At 44.8% G+C, this 2,890-nt stretch carries 4 protein-coding genes; all 4 read right to left on the reverse strand.

Annotated features, from left to right (window positions below; genetic code table 11):
* Nucleotides 1-280: 280 nt before the first annotated feature.
* Nucleotides 281-565 carry a transposase gene (locus ACEW8P_RS01130; protein WP_373511272.1) on the reverse strand — a complete coding sequence of 95 codons (285 nt, stop codon included), beginning with the start codon at nucleotides 563-565 and terminating at the stop codon, nucleotides 281-283.
* 174 nt (nucleotides 566-739) lie between these two features.
* A complete protein-coding gene (locus ACEW8P_RS01135) occupies nucleotides 740-1,459 on the reverse strand; it encodes a HEPN domain-containing protein (protein ID WP_373511273.1) in 720 nt (239 codons plus the stop codon).
* Between the two features lie 20 nt (nucleotides 1,460-1,479).
* Nucleotides 1,480-2,460, reverse strand: a complete 981-nt coding sequence (locus ACEW8P_RS01140) for an IS30 family transposase (RefSeq protein ID WP_373511274.1) — start codon at nucleotides 2,458-2,460, stop codon at nucleotides 1,480-1,482.
* 102 nt (nucleotides 2,461-2,562) lie between these two features.
* A partial coding sequence (locus ACEW8P_RS01145; RefSeq protein ID WP_373511275.1) for a hypothetical protein occupies nucleotides 2,563-2,890 on the reverse strand: 328 nt, incomplete at its 5' end.

The raw sequence follows: 2,890 nt of genomic DNA on the forward strand, positions 1-2,890 counted from the left end.
GGAGGCAGTCGCTCGGCTCCAGCCGAGTGGCGACTATCCCATAGCCCTCCGGGCGGTCTTTCAAAAACTATACGTTTAGCAATCCAACACCGCAATCGGACTCACCGGACTGGAACTGCTCAACTTCCATTCGTGTGGCTCACTCACAAATCCGGCCCGCACTGAATTTTGGTGGATGTAATCCACTTTCTGACGCATAACAGAATGCTTACTTCTCATTTTGCCGGATAGTGGACGCGTGGTACTTGAAAATCATATTCATCCAGCCTTTCCGTGACTTCTACGGATTTTCAAACAGCAGATTCAGCAACCGCTTGGCGGTAAAGCTTTTGAAATCACGAATCGTATGGACCAGTTCACCATCGGCGCGGCAAGCAATCAGGTGCAGGTGGTTGGTCATAATGACGTAGGCATAAATCTCCAATCCTTTTCGCTGCTGACAAAATTTCAAACTGTCAACGATTTCCTTGGTGTACGTGGGTCGCGTAAAAACATCCATCCAGCCCACGATGGTAAACGTGAGGTAGAACACACCATCTCCGTAGGTTTTTCTGAACTCGGACATTGTGAATTTATTAGGTGTGAGGATTTGGCTTGGCCGGGAGATGGTTGACCGCCCAGAGGGCTACGGGATAGCCGTCACTCGGTGAAACCAAGTGACGGCGGGTGCCTAGGTTTCGAGGTCAGCTTCTTGCATTGGGTTGGTTTTGGTAGGGTCTGTATGGTATCAAATCATGAATTAGAATTGCAATTTTCCGGGTACTAACATTTTGTTAATCAAATTATCTTCAAATCCTACTTCACTCAACACACAGCATACAAGCAGCAATCTAATTTTGATCGTCAAATCATACAACTCTTGTCCAGTCTTCGTGGCTGCATACTCAGTCTTTCGTAAATGAGTATAGTAGTTTCGAGAATCGTATGCACTTTTTGCTATTTCCTTACAATTTTCAAACTCAGCTTCGACCAAGGTTACCTGTACAAACTTTTTCACCAATTTTTCAATTATTTTATCCAAGTGTTCATTTCCTTTACAAAATCTTCTATGATATCCTTCCAGAGCTTGAACTATATTTAAGAAGTTATTTATTCTAAATGTCGATGTTGGTTGTATACTTTCAACAAGATATGCTAAAATTGGTCTTAGATCATCTTTTACATGGAGCCATTTTTTTAATATATAAGGTAAGGCACCTTTGGATAAACTATAATCAAAAAGAAGGTTTCTTGATTTATTTTTTATATCTACTGGGTAAAGATCATAATGCAAGAAAACTTCATATTTTGAATTCTGTTCATTAACGTCCCTATCGTCTCCATTTGAAGAATATAAATTAAAAAAATCTATATTTGTTGGGGATAAGGTAGCCAGAGCAAAAAAATTACGAAATAGAAAAATATTTTCTTGAATATCTTTAAAGGTTTTCGGTACACTAGAGGAAATATTTATATACACATATTGGTTTATTGGTGGATTCAAGTAATAAATGCAACACCCTCATTATTTAGGGTAGCATTTTGAAAAACTTCTTCGGGCGATCGGAACCCGAATCTCTTCCTGGGTCTTTGGTTTAAAATATCGACTACTTCGTTCACTCTCTGCTCGGTGATTCGGGCAAAGTTCATCCCTTTCGGGAAATACTGCCTGACCAACCCGTTCAAATTTTCATTCGCCCCACGCTCCCAGCTATGGTAGGGCTTTGCAAAATAGCAGTCTACTTCTAGTTCTTCCGAGACTTTCTTGTGGTAGGCAAACTCCTTCCCATTGTCGGTCGTGACGGTGTGTAGAAGGGGCTTCCAGTCGGCCAGCAGCTCGACTGCCTTGGCCTGTACCATGGCAGCCTCCTTGCTCTCCACGTAGCCCATTTTCAGCATCCCCGTAGCCCGGTCGTTGATCGTCAGCAGGGCTCCCTTGTGGTTTTTGCCGATCACCAGATCCATCTCCACATCGCCCACCCGCTGCTTCTGCTCTACGATCTGAGGGCGCTGGTCGATGCCCACTCTACCCACGATTTGTCCCCTTTTGCCCTTCACACTGCCCCTTTTGGCGTAGCGCTTACCCTTGGTACGCATGTGGCGGAATAGCTTCCCGCCCTGCTTCTTGTCGTCCCACACGAACTGGTAGATGCGCTCGTGCGAGACGCATTCGATACCCTTTCGAGAGGCGTCCCCGACGATCTGCTCAGGGCTGTAGTCCGCCTCGATCTTCTGGCGCACATGCGCCTCGATACAGGCCGTCAGGCGCTTTCTCTTTGGCTTGGCCTTGTGGCGGGCGTCGGTCTTGCGTTGAGCCAGGTCGGGCCAGTAAGACCCGTCGCGCTGGTCACAATTGCGATGCAACTCGCGGCTGACAGTGGATCTACAACAGCCGACCTGCTCGGCAATCTCGCCCCGGGAATGTTGCGTTTTGTCCAAGGCGGAAATGTGGTACCTTTGTTCTAGCGTCAGATGCTTCATGTGCTTTTTGAGTTTGGTAACCCAAAAGTATGAAGTTTTCCAGCGTAGCCCCCCTGCTGGGTTCAGGCCCCGGGGCCTGAACCCAGCAGGGGGGCTTTTTTTTCAGCCGTTGCATTTATTACTTGAATCAGGGATTTTTATTCCTTCATCTAGCACTTGTGATGGAGATGGTATGAAAGAGTTCAGTACAAAACTCATTTTTGTGAAATCATCTAATTCAATAGATATGCTTTTAGGATTCTGATATTTTAAATTGTAGATTGGATTTTCAGGATCAAATGTGATTGAAAAATCAAACCCATGTATTCCTAACCAAGTCGTTAATGTCGAAAATCCGATAGTCCACTCCTTATAAATTGGCTTATCAATATCATAGAGTAAATCACCAGATATAGCTAAACCAGCCGAATAGTTTGAAATAGGAAATTCC

Source organism: Persicitalea sp. (assembly GCF_041751555.1).
Classification (GTDB): domain Bacteria; phylum Bacteroidota; class Bacteroidia; order Cytophagales; family Spirosomataceae; genus Persicitalea.